Raw genomic sequence first — 19,098 nt, forward strand, 5'->3', positions numbered from 1 at the left:
CTTAGCGGGTGCCGCGACGGCTCATGAACGCCAGGCGCTCAAGCAATTGCACGTCCTGTTCGTTCTTTACCAAAGCCCCTGCCAGCGGCGGAATTGCCTTGGTCGGATCGCGTTCGCGCAGCACCGCTTCGCCGATATTGTCGGCCATCAGCAGCTTCAGCCAATCGACCAGTTCCGAGGTCGACGGCTTCTTCTTCAAACCAGGTACTTTGCGCACGTCGAAGAACACGTCCAGCGCTTCGCTGACCAGATCCTTCTTGATGTCCGGATAGTGAACATCGACGATTTTTTGCAGCGTGTTGCGATCGGGGAAGGCGATGTAGTGGAAGAAGCAGCGGCGCAGGAAGGCGTCCGGCAGCTCTTTCTCGTTGTTGGAGGTAATGATGATGATCGGGCGCTTCTTGGCCTTGATGGTCTCGTCGATCTCGTAAACGTAGAACTCCATCTTGTCGAGTTCTTGCAGCAGGTCGTTAGGGAACTCGATGTCGGCCTTGTCGATTTCGTCGATCAGCAGGATGACCCGCTCTTCGGACTCGAAAGCCTCCCAGAGCTTGCCTTTCTTCAGGTAGTTGCGCACGTCGTGGACTTTTTCTGTGCCCAACTGCGAGTCGCGCAGACGGCTGACGGCGTCGTACTCGTACAGGCCCTGATGCGCCTTGGTGGTGGACTTGATGTGCCAGGTGATCAACCGGGCGTTGAACGATTCGGCCAGTTGCTCGGCGAGCATGGTCTTGCCGGTGCCCGGCTCGCCCTTGACCAGCAGCGGCCGCTCCAGGGTGATGGCGGCGTTGACCGCCAGCTTCAGGTCATCGGTGGCGACGTAGGCCTGGGTGCCTTCGAACTTCATCTGCTAATCCTCGAACGGTAACGCCGACCTGAACGTGCAGGGCGGGGGCGAAATAATCGGATGCACCGACTATAACGCGCCCCCCGGTCGACTGTGAACGCAGACGGCTTATTCAGTCTCTGAATGGGGCGTCACATGTTGACTCGGTTTCGGCCGATACCCTTCATCGGGAGGTGCTGGCGCAAAGCCTTAACCCTCATCCGGCTTCGGCCGCTCATACCGCGCATTGAAAGCCTGAACAAATCCATTGCGCAAAATCTGCAAAAACGCTTCGAACCCGTTGATATTTTGCTGGTGCACGTTACCGCTGAGTTGCACGCGGGTAGCGAACTGATTTTTGACCTGGTTTTTCAACACGGTTTCGGTACCGCCGACCAGTGCTTCCCAGACCGAGCGGAACAGACCTTTGTTCTTGTTTTCAACGTCTTGCTGCCAGTCGAACACATCGACATCGCGCAGCAGCGGTTTGATGTAACCGGTCACTTTGGCTTTTTCGGCTTTTGCTTCAATCACCACGTCGCCATGCCCGGCGTTGAAGTCGAACTTGCCATAAGCCGAGGCGAAGTCATTCATGCGCTTGAGCTCGATGTCTTTTGCGCGAAGTCGAAACTCGAAGTCTTCGAAGTTGCTCAGCGGATCGAAGGTCGCGGTGGTTTCCAGAGGGGCGTGGCCCAACAACAAAGCTTTGCCTTCGAAACGTGCATCGCGTTTGCCCTCTTTGTCGACTACGTTGGTCAAGTTGTAGATGCTGGCGTCGACGTTGGTGGCGTTCATGTTGACGGGCGGTTTGGAGTTGAAATTGCGGAATGTGACGCGACCATCGTGGATCTGGACTTCATCGAGGGTAATCGGCAGCAACTTGCCCAGTTGCTCGCGCCAGTCAGTGCCCTGACCGGTCTGGGAATTCTGCTTGTTGGTCCCACCGTCGACGAAATTCACTTCCGGTTTGATGAACTGCACCTGCGCTACCACCGCTCGCTCGTACCACAACGAGTGCCAGCTCACCGACAAGTCAATCACCGGTGCGTTGACGAACGGTACCGGCACCTTGCCGTCGACCTTTACGATCTTCAGACCGTTGATTTTGTAGGCGCCGCGCCACAGCGCCAGATCGACATCGGTGATCTGCCCACGGTAGTCACCCATGTTCGCCATTCTGTCGTTCAGATAATCGCGCACCACGTACGGCAGGGCGATGTGAAGTGCAATCAACAGCACGACAATCCCAGCGAAAATCCATAACGGCCAGCTATAACGACGCTTCATGGTGCCAATTCCCGAACGATGTAAACGGTTGACTGCCTGCTGCCGCAGACGTTCGACCCGACTGGACTGTAACGGGCAACAGGCATACCTTGGAGCGCTAAATTCAACGCTGCACAAGGACCCAGCCATGAGCCGTATCTTTGCTGACAACGCCCATTCCATCGGCAACACGCCGCTGGTGCAGATCAACCGTATCGCCCCGCGTGGCGTGACCATTCTGGCCAAGATCGAGGGGCGCAACCCCGGTTATTCGGTCAAGTGCCGAATCGGCGCCAACATGATCTGGGACGCCGAAAGCAGCGGCAAACTCAAGCCAGGCATGACCATCGTCGAGCCGACGTCGGGCAATACCGGCATCGGCCTGGCCTTCGTCGCCGCCGCACGTGGTTACAAGTTGATGCTGACCATGCCCGCCTCGATGAGCATTGAGCGTCGCAAAGTACTCAAGGCGCTGGGCGCCGAACTGGTGCTGACCGAGCCGGCCAAAGGCATGAAAGGCGCGATCGAGAAGGCCGCCGAGATTGTTGCCAGTGATACAGGCAAATACTTCATGCCGGCACAGTTCGATAACCCGGCCAACCCGGCCATCCACGAAAAAACCACCGGCCCGGAAATCTGGAATGACACCGACGGTGCAGTGGATGTGCTGGTGGCTGGCGTCGGCACCGGCGGAACCATCACCGGCGTTTCGCGGTATATCAAGAATACCCAGGGTAAACCGATTATTTCGGTGGCCGTGGAGCCTGCCTCGTCGCCAGTGATTACTCAGGCACGGGCTGGCGAAGAGATCAAGCCGAGCCCGCACAAGATTCAAGGCATTGGTGCCGGTTTCGTGCCGAAAAACCTTGATATGTCGATGGTCGACCGGGTCGAGCAGGTCACCGACGAAGAGTCCAAGGCCATGGCCCTGCGCCTGATGCAGGAAGAAGGGATTTTGTGCGGTATTTCCTGCGGTGCGGCAATGGCGGTGGCGGTGCGTCTGGCCGAGACACCTGAGATGCAGGGCAAGACCATCGTGGTGATTCTGCCGGACTCCGGTGAGCGTTATCTGTCGAGCATGCTGTTCAGCGATCTGTTCACCGAGCAGGAGAACCAGCAGTAATCGAGTTGATTCAGGTCAGCCGGGGTTCAGGATGCTTATGTTAATAAATGCTTTGTTGCGCAATTCTTAACACTGAATCTTGGGTTGAACGGGTTTTGCCCCGGGCCAGGAGTGTTTATCATGGCCGGCTGCCATGCCGGGTAAAGGGCGTTGCGCAGTGTTGTTTTTATTCCAAGGAGTTGTTGATGACCTTTTCGTTTGCCGCCAAGGCTTCGGTATTGCTGCTGTTTCTGGGCAGCACGCTCTATGTGCATTTGCGCGGCAAGGCGCGTTTGCCGGTATTGCGTCAGTTCGTCAACCACTCGGCGCTGTTCGCCCCCTACAACGCCTTGATGTACCTGTTCTCCGCTGTACCGTCCAAGCCGTATCTGGATCGCAGCAAATTCCCGGAACTGGATGTGCTGCGCGATAACTGGGAAGTCATTCGCGACGAAGCGATGCACCTGTTCGACGAGGGTTACATCCGCGCCGCCGAGAAGAACAACGACGCCGGTTTCGGCTCGTTCTTCAAGAAGGGCTGGAAGCGTTTCTACCTCAAGTGGTACGACAAACCTCTGCCATCGGCCGAAACCCTGTGCCCGAAAACCGTGGCGCTGGTCAGTACCATTCCGAACGTTAAAGGCGCGATGTTTGCGCTGCTGCCGGGCGGCAGTCACCTCAATCCGCACCGCGATCCGTTTGCCGGTTCTCTGCGTTATCACCTCGGCCTGTCGACACCGAACTCCGATGACTGCCGGATCTTCGTCGATGGTCAGGTCTACGCCTGGCGCGACGGTGAAGACGTGATGTTCGACGAGACCTACGTGCACTGGGTCAAGAACGAAACCGACAAGACGCGCGTCATCCTGTTCTGCGACATCGAACGTCCGCTGAGCAACCGGCTGATGACCCGAATCAACCGCTTCATCAGCGGCTGGCTCGGCCGGGCAACCGCACCACAGAACCTTGATGACGAACGCGTCGGTGGCATCAACCAGGCTTACGCCTGGAGCAAGAACTTCAGCGACAAGTTCAGCGGCGTGGTCAAGCAATGGAAACGCCGCCATCCGAAAGCCTACCGTGTGATGCGTCCGGTGCTGGCGGTGGTGGTGCTGACTTTGCTGGGGTATTGGCTGTTTGGTTGAGGCCGAACCGGAAATGAAAAACCGCTTCTTGTGAGCGGTTTTTTATTGCCTGCGATTCAGCGCCGTCCAGCGAGAACGTTGGGTTCATCCACGTCAATGCCATCGACCAGAACTTGCAGAAATCCCAAGCCATTGCAATCTGTGTCCCACGCTGGTTATAGTCGCCGCTCGTGAATCAGGTGATTCACGTTCCAAACCCTTCAAAAAAGATCTGCCCAAATGCCTGCATCCCTCATCAACGCGGTAGTCGATTCAGCGGTCAACGCTGGCGTCGTGCCGTGCGGGAATCAGCAGCCCGGGCAGATCAGTCATTACCCCCCACCTGTCAGTAGCACGCCGGTGTGCGCAGTCGTATCACCGCCGGGCGTTGGCGTTTCGGGCTGATCGGCATTTTCTGCTGACCCCCTTGCCCGCCTGAAAAACCTACTGAATTTCAGCTTCGGCTGAGTTGGCTATTGGCCTGACTACAGGTGGTATTCATGTTTGTCCTTTCGAAAAAATCCGCGCTCGCGGCGACGTCCACGAGCCTGTTCGTTCTGCTGTGGAGCAGCGGGGCGATCTTCTCCAAATGGGGCCTGGCCCACGCGTCACCGTTTGCCTTTCTGTTGATTCGCTTTGCCATCGCCCTGTGCGGCCTGGTGCTGCTGATTCCTTTACTCAAATTGAAACTGCCCAAGGGCGGCAGGCCGATGCTGTTTGCGATTGCCACCGGTGTGGTGTTGTTGGGGGCTTATCAGATTTTCTATCTGCTGGCCCTCAACACCAAAGTCACGCCGGGGGTGATGGCGACCATCATGGGCGTGCAACCGATTCTCACGGTGGTGTTGATGGAGCGGCAGCGCTCGGCCAGCCGGATGTTTGGGCTGGCGCTGGGGTTGGCCGGTCTGATCATGGTGGTGTATCAGGGGATCGGTCTGGCCGGGATGTCGTGGGCGGGGATGCTGTTCGGTCTGCTGGCGCTGGCGAGCATGACCCTTGGTTCAATCATGCAGAAGCGCATCACCGACAATCCCCTCGGTACGCTGCCGGTGCAGTATCTGGCGGGGCTGTTGTTGTGTGGGATCTTCGTGCCGTTCCAGCCGTTTCATTTCGAGCACAGCGCGGGTTTCATCGTGCCGGTGTTGTGGATGGGCCTGGTGGTGTCAGTGCTGGCGACGCTGTTGCTGTATCGGCTGATCGCGCGGGGCAATCTGGTGAATGTCACCAGCCTGTTTTATCTGGTGCCGGCGGTGACTGCAGTGATGGACTATCTGTTTTTCGGCAACAGACTGGCGACGTTGAGCATGTTAGGCATGCTGTTGATCGTCATCGGTCTGGCGTTCGTCTTCCGTAAAACAGCGTAAACCGCAAAAGGCCCGGAGCCTGTCTCCGGGCCTTTTTTCATTTGCTCAATGCATGTTCAGCCCGCACCGAGTTCATGAACGCCTGCATCGCCGACGATTGAATCCGGTGGCGTCGGGTAATCAGACCGAACGGTGGCAGTCGCGCTTCGAACTTGATCGGCAGCACCGCCAGCAGGTCGCGGCCGGGGTAGTCCTCGACCACCGACACCGGTGTTACGCCGAGCATGTCGGTCTGCTGGATCAATGACAGCAAGGTCATGATCGAGGTGGTTTCGACGATGCTGCTGGGGATGTCGACCCGGGCGTTGTGGAACACCTGATTGATGATCGCGCGCATCGGACTCGGTTGCTGTTGCAGCACCCAGGTCATGTTTTGCAATTCTGCCCAGCTGAGGTTTTTCTCTTTCGCCAGCGGGTTCTGCGCGCCGGCAATCACGCACAAGGCTTCTTCGCCGAGACTGTCGAAGAGCAACTCTTCGGCCCGCGCTCCGGCGGGTATTCGCCCCAGCACGATGTCCAGTTGATCCTGCAACAGCGCCTGCACCAACACGTCGCTGGTGTCGACTTGAATGCTCATTGATAACCGTGGATGGCTTTGCTTCAAGGTCGCGATAGTCCGCGTCAGCAACCCCGAGGCCAGCGCCGGAATGGCCCCGACCGCGACCCTTCCGAGATTGCCCGATTCCAGCGCCACCAACTCTTCGCGCATGCCGCTGAGTTCGGCGAACACCATGCGCGCGTAATAGATCACCGTCTCGCCGAAGGGCGTCGAGCGCATGCCCCGGGGAAGGCGCTCGAACAGTTCGACGCCGAGCAAATCCTCGGCCTCGTGCAGCATCTTGGTCGCCGCCGGTTGAGTCATGCCGATGTGGTCGGCGGCGCGGCGCAGCGAGCCGAATTCCTGTAACGCCAGCATCAGCCGCAATTGGCGCAGACGCAGGCGGCTGTGGATCACGTTGGCATCAGGAATTCGGGTCATGGGCCGTGCTCGCGAAAAAGACATGAGGCCAGCCTGACAACAAATGTCAGGCAGTGCCAGTCCTGTGTCACAGCACCGATTTTGGCTTGGCCGCAGGGGGCTTGCGCAAACCGACCATGACTTGCAGCGCCTTGGAGATCAGTGGCCAGAACAACATCAGCAACGCCGCCGTGGTCAGGCTGCCCACCAACGGGTTGGACCAGAAGATGCCCAAGTGCCCGTCGGAGAACAGCATCGACTGGCGGAACGCGTCTTCAGCCTTGTCACCCAGCACGGCGGCGAGCACCAGCGGCGCGATCGGGTAGCCGAGTTTCTTGAACAGATAACCCAGCGCGCCGAAGCCGAGCATCAGCACCACGTCGACGAACGAGTTGTGTACCGAGTAGGCACCGATGGCGCAGACCATGATGATGATCGGCGCAATGATCGAGAAAGGAATGCGCAGGATCGAGGCGAACAACGGTACGGTGGCCAGCACGACGATCAGACTTACGACGTTGCCCAGATACATGCTGGCGATCAGGCCCCAGACAAAGTCGTGTTGCTCGACAAACAGGGTAGGGCCGGGGTGCAGGCCCCAGATCATCAAGCCGCCGAGCATTACCGCTGCGGTGGCCGAACCGGGAATACCCAGGGTCAACATCGGCAGCAGGGCGCTTGTGCCGGCGGAGTGGTCGGCGGTTTCCGGAGCGATCACGCCTTCGAGTTCACCCTTGCCGAAGTTGTCGCGGTTCTTCGAGAAGCGCCGGGCCAGGCTGTAGCTCATGAACGACGCCGCCGTCGGCCCGCCCGGGGTGATGCCCATCCAGCAACCGACCAACGTGCTACGCACAATGGTCAGCCAGTAACGCGGCAGTTTCGCCCAGGTGCGCAGGATCACCATCGGCGTGATGCGCGCATGTTCACCGCGAAACACCAGGCCTTCTTCCACTGTGCAGAGGATTTCACCGATGCCGAACAGACCGATCACTGCCACTTCGAAACTGATCCCGGTCATCAACGCGGGCTGATCGAAGGTCAGGCGCAGGTTGCCGGACACGGTATCCATGCCCACCGCCGCCATGGCGAAACCGATCATCATCGCCACCACGGTTTTCAGCGGTGGGTTCTTGCTCATGCCAATGAACGTGCAGAAGGCCAACAGGTACACCGCAAAGAATTCCGGTGAGCTGAAGGACATGGCGAACGCGGCGATCTTGGTCGACAGGAACGTCAGCAACAACACGCCGGCCAGTGCGCCAATCAGCGCCGAACTGAACGCGGCGGTGAGGGCTTCGGCGGCGCGGCCTTCACGGGCCATCGGGTAGCCGTCGAAGGTGGTCGCCACCGATGACGGCTCACCGGGGATGTTGAACAGAATCGAGGTGATCGACCCGCCGAACAACGCCCCCCAATACATGCACGACAACAGGATGATCGCCGACACCGGCGACATGGTGAAGGTCAGAGGCAGCAGCAACGCTACGCCGTTGGGGGCGCCGAGGCCGGGCAACACACCGACCAGAATGCCCAGCAGCACGCCGATCACCATCAGGCCGATGTGGCCCGGGGTCATGATCAGGTTCATGCCTTGCATCAGGGAATCGAATTCGCTCATTTGAAGTTTCTCCCGGCGAGGGCAATCCAGTCGCCCATCGGGCCGGCATCCAGCGGCACCTTGAACCACAGCGCGAAGATCAGATAGCTGGCGAGCACCGCACCGAGCGAGACGCTGCCGATCATCCATTTGCCGTAGGGTTTTACGCGTACTTTGTCGCGCCACATAAACCAGGCAATGAACGCCGCCGAGGCCACGTAGATACCGGTGAACGGCATGGCCGCGACGAACAGGGCAATCGGCAGGAACACCGAGAACACTTGCCGAAAAGCGCTGCGGCTGACGAACGCAATGCTCAGGGCCTGCCAGCGCACCACGGTCAGAATGCCGTTGGCCACGCTCGCGCCACTGAGCATCAGGCCGATGTAGAAGGGGAAGTAACCCGGCTCAGGCCCGGCGTCACCCCAGCCGATGCCTTGTTCAAGGCTGCCGTACATCACCACCGCGCCGATCAGCGTGGTGAACAGGGTCAGGCCGAGTTCGACCCAACGGGTGCTGACCAGCGCCGGTGAATCCGAAGAATGGGACATGAAACACCTCCAGCAGGTGACGGCCGCACCTTATCGGGCGGCCGTGGACGACCTCAGTTTTTCAGCCAGCCGGCTTCCTTGAACACCGGCGTGACACGGGCGGTGTCTTGCTCGATGTACGCGGTCAGCGGCTCGCCTTCGAGGAAGGTCGGCACCAGCGCGTTCTGTTTCACGTAGGCCTGAAACTCGGGGGTCTGGGTGACTTTGCGCATCAGCTCGACATAGAACGCGCGCTGTTCGGCGGTGACATCGCCCGGCATGAACACGGTGCGCGGAAAGCGATATTGATCGATGCCCAGGCCTTGTTCGTGGCAGGTCGGTACATCCGCCCAGGATTTGTCGCCAGCCACTTTTTCGGTGTAGGCCATGCGCTCTTTACTGAACACGCACAGCGGCTCGATCTGATCGCCACGCCATTGGCTGATGCTTTCGCTGGGATTGTTGAGGTTGGCGGCGATGTGCTTGCCGGCCAGTTGCGTGGCGGCTTCGCTGCCGCTCTTGAACGGGATGTACACCAGTTTGCTGTTGTTGGTCTGGTTGAGCAGCAGGGTCAGGGTCTGGTCGACGTCCTTGGACTGGCTGCCGCCCATGCGCAGTTTCGACGGGTCGGTTTTCACCGCCTCATAGAAGCCCTTGGCGTCTTTCCAGGGTGCGTCCTTGTAGCTCCAGAGAATGAAGTCATCCTCGGCAACGGCGGCCACCGGGGTCAGTTCCTGCCATTGGTAACCGAGCTTGGACACCAGCGGCAGCAGGTAGATGTTGTTGGTGCCGATCACCAGTTTTTCCGGATCGCCCTTGTTCATCTTCAGGTCAAGGAACGCTTCGGCGCCGTTGCCGCCGCCCTTGTTGAGGACGATGGTGTTGACCTCAAGGAACTTGTGGGTGGTGATGATCGACTGGATCAGACGACCGAGCTGGTCGGTGCCGCCACCGGGGCCGCCGGCGACGACGATCTCGACGTTCTTGTCCGGTTGCCAGGCGTGGGCGAGGGAGGGGAGGACACCGGCCGCGAGCAGGGTACAACCCAGCAGCAGACGGGAGGTGCGACGGACGAATGCAGTACGCATGGGAGGCCTCATTCTTGTAGTTGTTATGAGTGACTTGTCTGCGCTCGAAAGCCGCAAGCCTGGCCTGAGTGTGGGAAGGTATGACGGCGGCGTCTACTCAAAACAAAACATACACCGATAGCCTGGGGTTATCGCTCGGGCGCCAATCAATTACCCAAACGTGGGGCAGACTTTGCCGTAGAGCGTTTCAGGCGCACATTCATCGTCATGGCTGGCGTTGTAAGCGTGATGAAAGATCGGCATGGCATAACCCGAGGCTATCGCCTGATTTCAAGTTTTGATTAGACGGTTATTGCCGGGCCTTCGATAGTGCCCTCCGGATGCCGCGAAACAGCGGCGTGGCGACACCCACAAAAATAATAAAACGAGGTACGCACCATGGCTCGTCCCAGTGCTTCCCTGCACCTGCCTGTCGCAGGCGCCCTCCCGACGGCAGCGGCGGCTGAGCTGACCGCCAGCACCACGGCCAGCAACGTGCGCTGGCGGATCTTTGCGATTGTCTTCGCCCTGACCATGGTCAACCTGATCGACCGCGTGTCGCTGTCGATTGCGATGCCGACCATCGCTACCGAATTTTCCCTGTCACCGAGCCTGCAAGGCTTGATCCTCAGCAGTTTCTTTTGGGCCTATGCGCTGTTGCAGATCCCCGGCGGCTGGCTGATCGACCGTTACGGGCCGCGCCGGGTCATCACTTGGTCGACCGGTTTGTGGGGCACCTTTCAGGTGTTGGCAGCATTCGCCACCGGCGGCCTGTCGCTGCTGTTCGCCCGAGTCGCTTTGGGCGCGGCGGAAGCGCCACTGTTTCCGTCCGGCGGCAAACTGATTTCCCTGTGGCTCGCCCCCGGCGAGCGCAGTCGCGGCGCGGTGTTGATGGACAGCGGCAGCCCCTTGGGCGTGGCGTTGGGCGGTTTGATCATCGCTTACCTGATTGCCTCGCTGAACTCCTGGCGCCTGGCGTTTGTGATTGCCGGTATCGCCACTTTGGTGTTGGCGTGGCTAGCCTGGCGTTATCTGCGCGACGATCCAGCCTGCCACCCGCAAGTGAATGCGGCGGAGCTGGAAAAGATCAACGCCGGCCGCGCCACGCCTGCCGCCGAGGCAGCGCGGGCACCGGTCAAGGGTCTGGGCATTGCCGCACGTTCACTCAGTGGTTTGCTGATTGGCCGGGCCAGTTGGGCGATGGTTTATTTCGGCCTGCTGACCTGGGGGCCGACCTATCTGTCCCAGGCGCGCGGCTTCGATATCAAGGGCATTGGTTTCGCCACGTTCGTGATCTTTGTCTGCGGCGCGCTCGGCTCGCTCACGGGTGGTTTTCTCTGCGACGGGTTGATTCGCAAAGGCGTCAGCCGTGGTGTGGCGGTCAAGAGTCTGTTGGCTTTTTCCGGTCTGGTGGCGCTGGGCGCGTTCTTGCTGCTGCCGACCTTGAGCAACCCTTTTGCGGCCGTGGCGCTGTTGGCCATGACCGCGTTTTTCCTGATGTGGGGCAGCCTCTACTGGAGCTTCCCGGCGCTGCTCGCGGCACCGGCGCGGGTCGGCCTGATCGGCGGAGTGATGAACATGGCCGGCAGCGTCGGCGGGATTACCGTGCCGATTCTGGTGGGCGTGATCCTGCAAATGGCCGGCGGTTTCGCTCCGGTACTCGGTTTCTTCGCGGCGTGTTCGGCGGTGTTTGTGCTGGCCACGCTGTTCATTGCACTGGACGAGGTGCGCCATGACTGAGCAGAACCGCCCACTGTGGGATGGCCCGATCATCGACGCCCATCATCATTTCTGGGACCCGGCGATCAACGATCACCCGTGGCTCGCGCCCGAGGCCAACATCCCGTTTCGCTATGGTGATTACAGCGCGATCAAGCGCCGCTATTTTCCCGAGGATTACTTCGCCGACGTGGCGCAGCATCAAGTGGTGCAAACCGTCTACATCGAGACCGAATGGAACCCGCAGGACCCGATCGGCGAGACCCGCTTCATCGAACAACTGGCCGCCCGTTATGGCGTGCCGAATGCGGTGGTGGCCCAAGCCTGGCTTGATCATCCGGATGCCATCGGTGTGCTTACCGAACAGGCGCGCTTCAAGCATGTGCGCAGCGTGCGGCACAAACCCGGCGGACCGACATCACCCACGCAAGTCGGGCGTTCGCGCAGCCTGATGAGCGACGAGCATTGGCGCCGCAGTTACGCCGCGCTGCAAGGTTTGGGGCTGCACTTCGATTTGCAGACACCGTGGTGGAACCTGCCTGAAGCCGAGCGGCTGGCCCGGGACTTCCCCGACACCACGCTGATTCTCAACCACGCCGGCCTGCCCAGCGACCGCAGCGCCGAAGGTTTGGCCGGTTGGCGCACAGCCATGGCGCGACTGGCCGAGTACCCGAACGTGCAGGTGAAGATTTCCGGTCTCGGTCAGGCCGGTCGTTCATGGCGGGCCATCGATAACGCGTGGATCGTGCGCGAGATCATCGCCATGTTCGGCAGCACGCGGGCGATGTTTGCCAGTAACTTCCCGGTCGACAGCCTGTGCGGCTCGTTCGACAGCATTTACAGCGGTTTCAAACACATCGTCGCCGATCTGCCGCAGGCCGATCAGCAATGTCTGTTCTACAGCAACGCGCAGCGGGTTTACCGCTGCGAACCTGGTGTCCTTGAGCGCGCCGGGTCTGAGCCTTTGAGGAGTCAAGCATGAACAAAACCACGATCGCCATGGTACTCGGTGACCCGGCGGGCATTGGCCCGGAACTGATTGCGCGGCTGCTCGGCGAGCCGGCCGTGCGCAGTCAGGCTCAGGTGATTCTGATTGCCGATGAAGCCGAGATGCAGCGCGGCATGCGCATCGCTGGCGTCGAGTTTCCCTATCGCCGGATCGAGTCGCTGGAGCAACTGGATTTTGCCGATGACACGCCACTGTTCTACAACGTGCGCGGCGATACCGTGGGCGAGTTTCCCCGCAGCGAAGCCAGTGCAATCGGCGGCCGCTACAGCCTCGATACGCTGGAAATCGCCCTGCGCCTGACCCAGGCTGGCACCACCGATGCGGTGCTGTTCGGGCCGTTGAACAAAACTTCGCTGCACATGGCCGGCATGGCCCACAGCGACGAGCTGCACTGGTTCGCCGAGTTGCTGGATTTCCATGGCCCGTTCTGCGAATTCAACGTGCTCGACAACCTGTGGACGTCACGGGTGACGTCACACGTGGCGCTGGCCGATGTGCCGGGGCTGCTCAGTCAGGAGCGGGTAGGCGAGGCGATCCGCCTGATCGACACCGCGCTCAAACGCAACGGACTGGAGAAACCGCGCATCGGCGTGTGTGGCCTCAACCCGCACAACGGCGACAACGGCTCGTTCGGTCGCGAAGAACTGGACATCATCGGCCCGGCAGTACGTACGGCACAGGCCGAGGGCATTGCGGCGGAAGGGCCTTATCCGGGGGATACGATTTTCCTCAAGGTGCAGGGCGATGCCAGCGCATTTGATGCGGTCGTCACCATGTATCACGACCAGGGCCAGATCGCGATCAAGCTGATGGGCTTCTCCCGTGGGGTGACGGTGCAGGGCGGTCTTCCGATCCCGATCACCACCCCTGCCCATGGCACCGCGTTTGATATTGCGGGGCAGGGCAAGGCCAACGTCGGCGCGATTCGCCAGGCGTTCGAAATTGCCTGCCGGATGGGCGCCAACAGCTACTAGTAACATCAGAAGCAAAAGATCGCAGCCTGCGGCAGCTCCTACAGGGGATCTCATTCACCTGTAGGAGCTGCCGCAGGCTGCGATCTTTTTTGTTTTTTATCCGATAACCCTATCTGCCCATAAATCGCTTGATGCGATCACCACAGGTTATCGCCGGATACGCATAAGTGATTATCCGGCAGCCCTTTGCGCTGGCTACAGTCGCTCCATCGACTGAACGCATGTTCATGCGACCAACAACTACAAAAAGCCCGCCCTGTCACTTCCGCAGGGCACATACCGGCAGCAAAGGAACCTTCACATGACCCGTCCAGATTCCGCCCTGGTTTTGTCCAGTGCCATCGCCAAAAGCCGGCTGCGCCTGCTGCCGTTTCTGATCCTGATGTACATCCTCGCCTTCATCGATCGCTCCAACGTCGGCTTCGCCAAAGCGGCGCTGCAAGCCGATACCGGGCTCGGGGATGCGGCGTTCGCCTTCGGTGCGAGCATCTTTTTCATCGGTTATGCGTTCTTCGAAGTACCGAGCAACTACATGCTCCATCGCCTCGGCGCCAAGGTCTGGCTGTGCCGGATCATGGTCACCTGGGGTCTGGTGTCGGCGGCGATGATGTTTGCCCACAACGCCGAAACCTTCTACGTCCTGCGCTTCATGCTGGGTGTGGCCGAAGCGGGGTTCTTCCCGGGGATCATCCTTTACCTCACCTACTGGTTCCCGGCGCAGAGCCGTGGTCAGGCCCTCGGTCTGTTCTATTTCGGCCTGCCGCTGGCACTGGTGTTGGGCAGCCCTTTGTCCGGTTGGTTGCTGGAGTTCCACGGCGTGTTTGGCCTGACCAACTGGCAGTGGCTGTTCGTCGTCGAAGGCCTCATGGCTTCGGTGGTGGGCATCGCCGCTTACTTCTATCTGGTCAACCGTCCGGCTGAGGCGACATGGTTGAGTGTCGAAGAAAAGCAGGCACTGCAAACTGCACTCGATGAAGAAGATGCGAAGAAAAAAGACTCCAGCCCCCACGGTTTCCTGAGTGCCTTGCGCAACCCGCGAGTGCTGCAATTCTGCCTGGCGTATTTCACCATTCAGATGAGCGTGTACGGCGTGGTGTTCTACCTGCCAACCCGCATTGCCGGGTTGCTCGACGGTCATGTCGGTTTGAACGTCGGCCTGATCACCGCGATCCCGTGGATCTGCGCCTTGGTCGTGACCCGCATCGTCACTCGCTACGCCGACCGCACCGGCCAGCACCGTCGCCTCGCCGTGTGCATGTTGACCATGGCCGCCCTTGGCATCGCGGCGTCGGCATTGGGTACGAGCATGGTGCCGGTGGTGCTCGCTTTCTGTTTCGCTGCCGCCGGATTCGTCTCGGTGCAGCCACTGTTCTGGACCATACCCACCAGTTACCTCAGCGGTGCCGCCGCAGCCGGCGGGATCGCCCTGATCAACTCCATCGGCAACCTCGGCGGCTTTGTCGCACCGAACCTGAAAACCGTGATGGAAACCTCCTTCGCTGACCCCCGTGCCGGCATGTTCGCCCTGGCGCTGGTTGGCCTCGTTGGCGCGGTTCTGTTGTCCCGACTTCGCACCACCCAAACCCCTGTTTCTCCCTCGCAGCTCACACCGGCTCAGGTTGGCTGATCACTACTTAAGCGTTAGCAAGGAACCGTATTCATGAAAATCAAAGCGATCCGTACCCGCGTCTTCGAATGGAAAGGCAAAGTCGTGCCACCGCAGGCGCACTTCTGCACCAACGCCAGCGATATCCTTTTTGAGCGTGGCGATGCCATGGGCTCGTTCCGTTTCCACGGCTGGCTGGTGGTGGAAATCGAAACCGACACCGGTCTGGTCGGCATCGGCAACTGTGCGCTGGCGCCGCGCGTGGCCAAGGAAATCATCGACACCTATCTCGCACCGATTGCCATCGGCGAGGACCCGTTCGACAACGAATACATCTGGCAGAAGATGTACCGCCAGAGCCACGCCTGGGGCCGCAAAGGCATCGGCATGGCGGCGATCTCGGCCATCGATATCGCCATCTGGGACATCATGGGCAAAGCGGTGAACAAACCGGTGTTCAAACTGCTCGGCGGGCGCACCAAGGAAAAGATCTGGACCTACGCCTCCAAGCTCTACGCCAATGACAACCTCGACCTGTTCCTCGAAGAGGCGCAGGGCTATCTGAATCAGGGTTTCACCGCGCTGAAAATGCGCTTCGGTTATGGCCCGAAAGACGGCCCGGCGGGCATGCGCAAAAACATCGAGCAAGTGCGCGCCCTGCGTGAACTGGCCGGCCCGGACATCGACATCATGCTCGAGTGCTACATGGGCTGGACCCTCGAATACGCCCGCCGGATGCTGCCGAAACTGGCCGAGTTCGAGCCGCGCTGGCTGGAAGAACCGGTGATCGCCGACGACATCGAAGGCTACATCGAGCTGAAAAAAATGGGGATCATGCCAATCTCCGGAGGCGAGCATGAATTCACCTCCTACGGCTTCAAGGATTTGCTGGAACGCCGCGCCGTCGACGTGATCCAGTACGACACCAACCGCGTCGGCGGCATCACCGCTGCGCGCAAGATTAACGCCATGGCCGAAGCCTGGTCGGTGCCGGTGATCCCCCATGCCGGGCAGATGCACAACTACCACCTGACCATGTCCACCACCGCCTCGCCGATGGCCGAGTTCTTCCCGGTGTTCGACGTCGAAGTCGGCAACGAACTCTTCTACTACGTGTTCAAGGGCGAGCCGCAACCAGTCAACGGCTACATCCAGCTCGACGACAACAAGCCGGGCCTGGGCCTGGAAATTTCTGATGAGTACTTGAGCGACTTCAACATCATCGAGTGATCTGTCGGGCGTCGCCTGTGGGCGGCGCCCTCCATGCATTTCCGGAGGTCGCATATGCGCCTGATTCAATTTGAAAACACCGCCGGCCAGCGCCACGTCGGGCTCGTTGAGGGCACGCAGGTTCACGTCGTGCGCAACACCGTCAGCACCCGCGAACTGGCGCTGGCGACGATTCGTGCCAGCCATGGTCTGCAAGAGCAAGTCGCCCTGCGCGGCACCGAGCTCGGCCCCGATTACGCCGAGCTGCTGCAACAGGGCCGCGTCCTGCCGCCGCTGGATCACGAAGACCCGGCCCATTGCCTGATCAGCGGCACCGGCCTGACCCACTTGGGCAGCGCCTCGGCACGGGACAAAATGCACCAGCAGGACGGCGCCATTGAAGCGGGCATGACCGACACCATGCGCATCTTCAAGTGGGGCATCGAGGGCGGCAAACCGGCGGCCGGTGAAGTCGGTGCGCAGCCGGAATGGTTCTACAAGGGCGACGGCAACATCGTCGTGCGCCCCGGCGCGGATTTTCCGGTGCCGCCATTTGCCGAAGATGCCGGAGAGGAGCCGGAATTGGCCGGCCTCTACGTGATCGGCGACGATGGCCTGCCGTATCGTCTCGGTTATGCGCTGGGCAACGAATTCTCCGATCACGTCATGGAACGGCGCAACTACCTGTATCTGGCCCATTCCAAGTTGCGCTTCTGCGCCTACGGCCCGGAGCTGCGGGTCGGTGCTTTGCCCACCGATCTGTCAGGCACCAGCCGCATCCTGCGTGACGGCGAAGTGCTGTGGGAGAAACCGTTCCTCAGTGGCGAAGACAACATGTGCCACAGCCTCGCGAACCTCGAATTTCATCACTTCAAATACGCGCAGTTCCTGCGTCCAGGCGATGTCCACGTGCATTACTTCGGCACCGCCACGCTGTCGTTTGCCGACGCTATCAAGACCCGCCCCGGCGACCGCTTCCAGATCAGCCTCGACGCGTTCGGCGCGCCGCTGGAAAACGGCATCGGCGAAAGTGCCCAGCCGCTGGCCATCGGTCAGGTACGTGCGTTGTAACGCCCAAATTTTTTTGAGGAATTCCCATGACATCGCTACTGGGTCACAACTACATCGGCGGCCGCCGCAGCGCTCAAGGCAGCGTGCAGTTGCAAAGCCTCGACGCCACAACGGGTGAGGCGCTGCCGGGGCATTTCGTCCAGGCCACCGAAGCCGAGGTGGACGCTGCTGCCAAAGCCGCCGCCGCTGCCTATCCGGTTTATCGCAACCTCAGTGCAGAAAAACGCGCGGTGTTTCTCGATGCCATCGCCGATGAACTCGACGACCTTGGGGATGAATTCGTCGCTACCGTATGCCGTGAAACCGCGCTGCCCGCCGCCCGTATCCAAGGCGAGCGCGGGCGCACCAGCGGCCAGTTGCGGCTGTTCGCCAAAGTCCTGCGCCGGGGTGATTTTTATGGTGCGAGGATTGATCGGGCGTTACCTGAACGTCAGCCGTTGCCACGTCCGGATCTGCGCCAGTACCGCATCGCCCTCGGTCCGGTGGCGGTGTTCGGCGCGAGCAACTTTCCGCTGGCGTTTTCCACGGCCGGTGGTGACACCGCCTCGGCGCTGGCCGCCGGTTGCCCGGTGGTGTTCAAGGCCCACAGCGGCCACATGGCCACGGCCGAGTGGGTGGCGGACGCGATCATCCGCGCCGCCGAGCGCTGCGAAATGCCCGCCGGCGTATTCAACATGGTCTACGGCGGCGGAGTCGGCGAATGGCTGGTCAAACATCCGGCGATTCAGGCTGTGGGTTTCACCGGTTCGCTCAAGGGCGGCAATGCCCTGAGCCAGATGGCCGCGAGCCGCGCGCAACCGATCCCGGTATTCGCCGAGATGTCGAGCATTAACCCGGTGTTCCTGTTGCCTGAAGCGCTGGAAGTACGCGGCGAGCAGATTGCCGCGCAACTGGCGGGTTCGGTGACGCTCGGCTGCGGGCAATTCTGCACCAATCCCGGTCTGGTGATCGGTTTGCGCTCGCCGCAGTTCAGTACGTTTGTCCGGCGCTTTTGCGCCAACATGAACGGGCAACCGGCACAGACCATGCTCAATGCCGGCGCCTTGGCCAGTTACAGCAAAGGCTTGGGCGAGTTGCACGAACATCCGGGGCTGACGCACCTGGCCGGGCATCCGCAGCAAGGCAATCAGGCCCAACCGCAGGTGTTTCAGGCCCACGTCAGCCTGTTGCTCAACGGCGATGCGCTGTTGCAGGAAGAAGTCTTCGGCCCGACCACCATCATCATTGAGGTGGAGGATCAGGCGCAGTTGGCGCAAGCGCTGCAAGGATTGCGTGGGCAACTGACGGCGACGTTGATCGGTGAGGCGGGGGAGTTGCTGGAGTACCGCTGGCTGGCCGAGCAGCTACAGGAAAAGGTCGGGCGGATTCTGTTCAACGGATATCCGACCGGCGTCGAGGTGTGTGAGGCGATGGTGCATGGAGGGCCGTATCCGGCGACCTCTGATCCGCGCGGAACGTCGGTCGGGACGTTGGCGATTGATCGCTTTTTGCGGCCGGTCTGCTTTCAGAATTACCCGGATGCGTTGTTGCCCGAGGCACTGCAGGACGCTAATCCGCTGGGGATTCGGCGTTTGGTGGATGGTGAGGTGAGTGCGCTGGCGCTTTAAATCTTCAGTGACTGTGCTGGCGTCTTCGCGAGCAAGCCCGCTCCTACAGTTGGAACGCATTTCCCTGTA

General features: G+C 60.5%; 16 protein-coding genes. 10 read left to right on the forward strand and 6 right to left on the reverse strand.

Annotated features, from left to right (window positions below; translation table 11 throughout):
• Window position 1 precedes the first annotated feature (1 nt).
• Window positions 2–847: an AAA family ATPase gene (locus ACA074_RS07180; protein ID WP_489878441.1), complete on the reverse strand. Its 846-nt coding sequence runs from the start codon at window positions 845–847 to the stop codon at window positions 2–4.
• A gap of 189 nt (window positions 848–1,036) precedes the next feature.
• On the reverse strand, window positions 1,037–2,113 hold the full coding sequence (locus ACA074_RS07185) for a DUF748 domain-containing protein (protein ID WP_497678697.1): 1,077 nt from the start codon (window positions 2,111–2,113) through the stop codon (window positions 1,037–1,039).
• 127 nt (window positions 2,114–2,240) lie between these two features.
• Here ACA074_RS07185 and cysK point away from each other — a divergent pair, with 127 nt between their 5' ends.
• The 3 genes from cysK to ACA074_RS07200 all read left to right on the forward strand — a co-directional run bounded on the left by cysK (window position 2,241) and on the right by ACA074_RS07200 (window position 5,682).
• Entirely contained in the window at window positions 2,241–3,215 is a 975-nt protein-coding gene (cysK, locus tag ACA074_RS07190) for a cysteine synthase A (RefSeq protein WP_401266540.1), read from the forward strand.
• A gap of 185 nt (window positions 3,216–3,400) precedes the next feature.
• A complete protein-coding gene (locus ACA074_RS07195; RefSeq protein WP_497658899.1) occupies window positions 3,401–4,339 on the forward strand; it encodes an aspartyl/asparaginyl beta-hydroxylase domain-containing protein in 939 nt (312 codons plus the stop codon).
• Between the two features lie 479 nt (window positions 4,340–4,818).
• The gene (locus tag ACA074_RS07200; protein WP_497678698.1) at window positions 4,819–5,682 is read left to right on the forward strand and encodes a DMT family transporter; all 864 of its coding nucleotides are present in this window, start codon (window positions 4,819–4,821) and stop codon (window positions 5,680–5,682) included.
• 37 nt (window positions 5,683–5,719) lie between these two features.
• On the opposite strand, the gene ACA074_RS07205 is transcribed toward ACA074_RS07200, so the two are convergent.
• The 4 genes from ACA074_RS07205 to ACA074_RS07220 all read right to left on the reverse strand — a co-directional run bounded on the left by ACA074_RS07205 (window position 5,720) and on the right by ACA074_RS07220 (window position 9,855).
• Window positions 5,720–6,661, reverse strand: a complete 942-nt coding sequence (locus ACA074_RS07205; RefSeq protein ID WP_095187746.1) for a LysR family transcriptional regulator — start codon at window positions 6,659–6,661, stop codon at window positions 5,720–5,722.
• Between the two features lie 67 nt (window positions 6,662–6,728).
• Window positions 6,729–8,258 carry a tripartite tricarboxylate transporter permease gene (locus ACA074_RS07210; protein WP_401266546.1) on the reverse strand — a complete coding sequence of 510 codons (1,530 nt, stop codon included), beginning with the start codon at window positions 8,256–8,258 and terminating at the stop codon, window positions 6,729–6,731.
• The gene (locus tag ACA074_RS07215; protein ID WP_497678699.1) at window positions 8,255–8,788 is read right to left on the reverse strand and encodes a tripartite tricarboxylate transporter TctB family protein; all 534 of its coding nucleotides are present in this window, start codon (window positions 8,786–8,788) and stop codon (window positions 8,255–8,257) included. Before ACA074_RS07215 ends, ACA074_RS07210 begins: the two co-directional genes overlap by 4 nt.
• Window positions 8,789–8,841: 53 nt before the next feature.
• Window positions 8,842–9,855: a Bug family tripartite tricarboxylate transporter substrate binding protein gene (locus tag ACA074_RS07220; protein ID WP_489878447.1), complete on the reverse strand. Its 1,014-nt coding sequence runs from the start codon at window positions 9,853–9,855 to the stop codon at window positions 8,842–8,844.
• A gap of 378 nt (window positions 9,856–10,233) precedes the next feature.
• Between ACA074_RS07220 and ACA074_RS07225 the strand changes: the two genes are divergently transcribed.
• From ACA074_RS07225 to ACA074_RS07255, 7 genes are all read left to right on the forward strand, one after another.
• On the forward strand, window positions 10,234–11,574 hold the full coding sequence (locus ACA074_RS07225) for an MFS transporter (protein ID WP_497678700.1): 1,341 nt from the start codon (window positions 10,234–10,236) through the stop codon (window positions 11,572–11,574).
• The gene (locus ACA074_RS07230; protein ID WP_497678701.1) at window positions 11,567–12,535 is read left to right on the forward strand and encodes an amidohydrolase family protein; all 969 of its coding nucleotides are present in this window, start codon (window positions 11,567–11,569) and stop codon (window positions 12,533–12,535) included. Before ACA074_RS07225 ends, ACA074_RS07230 begins: the two co-directional genes overlap by 8 nt.
• Window positions 12,532–13,536: a 4-hydroxythreonine-4-phosphate dehydrogenase PdxA gene (locus ACA074_RS07235; RefSeq protein WP_401266558.1), complete on the forward strand. Its 1,005-nt coding sequence runs from the start codon at window positions 12,532–12,534 to the stop codon at window positions 13,534–13,536. Before ACA074_RS07230 ends, ACA074_RS07235 begins: the two co-directional genes overlap by 4 nt.
• Before the next feature lie 301 nt (window positions 13,537–13,837).
• Entirely contained in the window at window positions 13,838–15,163 is a 1,326-nt protein-coding gene (locus ACA074_RS07240) for an MFS transporter (RefSeq protein WP_401266560.1), read from the forward strand.
• Window positions 15,164–15,196: 33 nt separating this feature from the next.
• Window positions 15,197–16,372: an L-rhamnonate dehydratase gene (locus tag ACA074_RS07245; RefSeq protein WP_401266562.1), complete on the forward strand. Its 1,176-nt coding sequence runs from the start codon at window positions 15,197–15,199 to the stop codon at window positions 16,370–16,372.
• A gap of 54 nt (window positions 16,373–16,426) precedes the next feature.
• Window positions 16,427–17,422, forward strand: a complete 996-nt coding sequence (gene araD1, locus ACA074_RS07250) for an AraD1 family protein (protein ID WP_497678702.1) — start codon at window positions 16,427–16,429, stop codon at window positions 17,420–17,422.
• Between the two features lie 26 nt (window positions 17,423–17,448).
• The gene (locus ACA074_RS07255) at window positions 17,449–19,029 is read left to right on the forward strand and encodes an aldehyde dehydrogenase (NADP(+)) (RefSeq protein WP_497678703.1); all 1,581 of its coding nucleotides are present in this window, start codon (window positions 17,449–17,451) and stop codon (window positions 19,027–19,029) included.
• The last annotated feature ends 69 nt before the right edge of the window (window positions 19,030–19,098 follow it).

It is taken from the genome of Pseudomonas sp. LBUM1655, assembly GCF_059716085.1.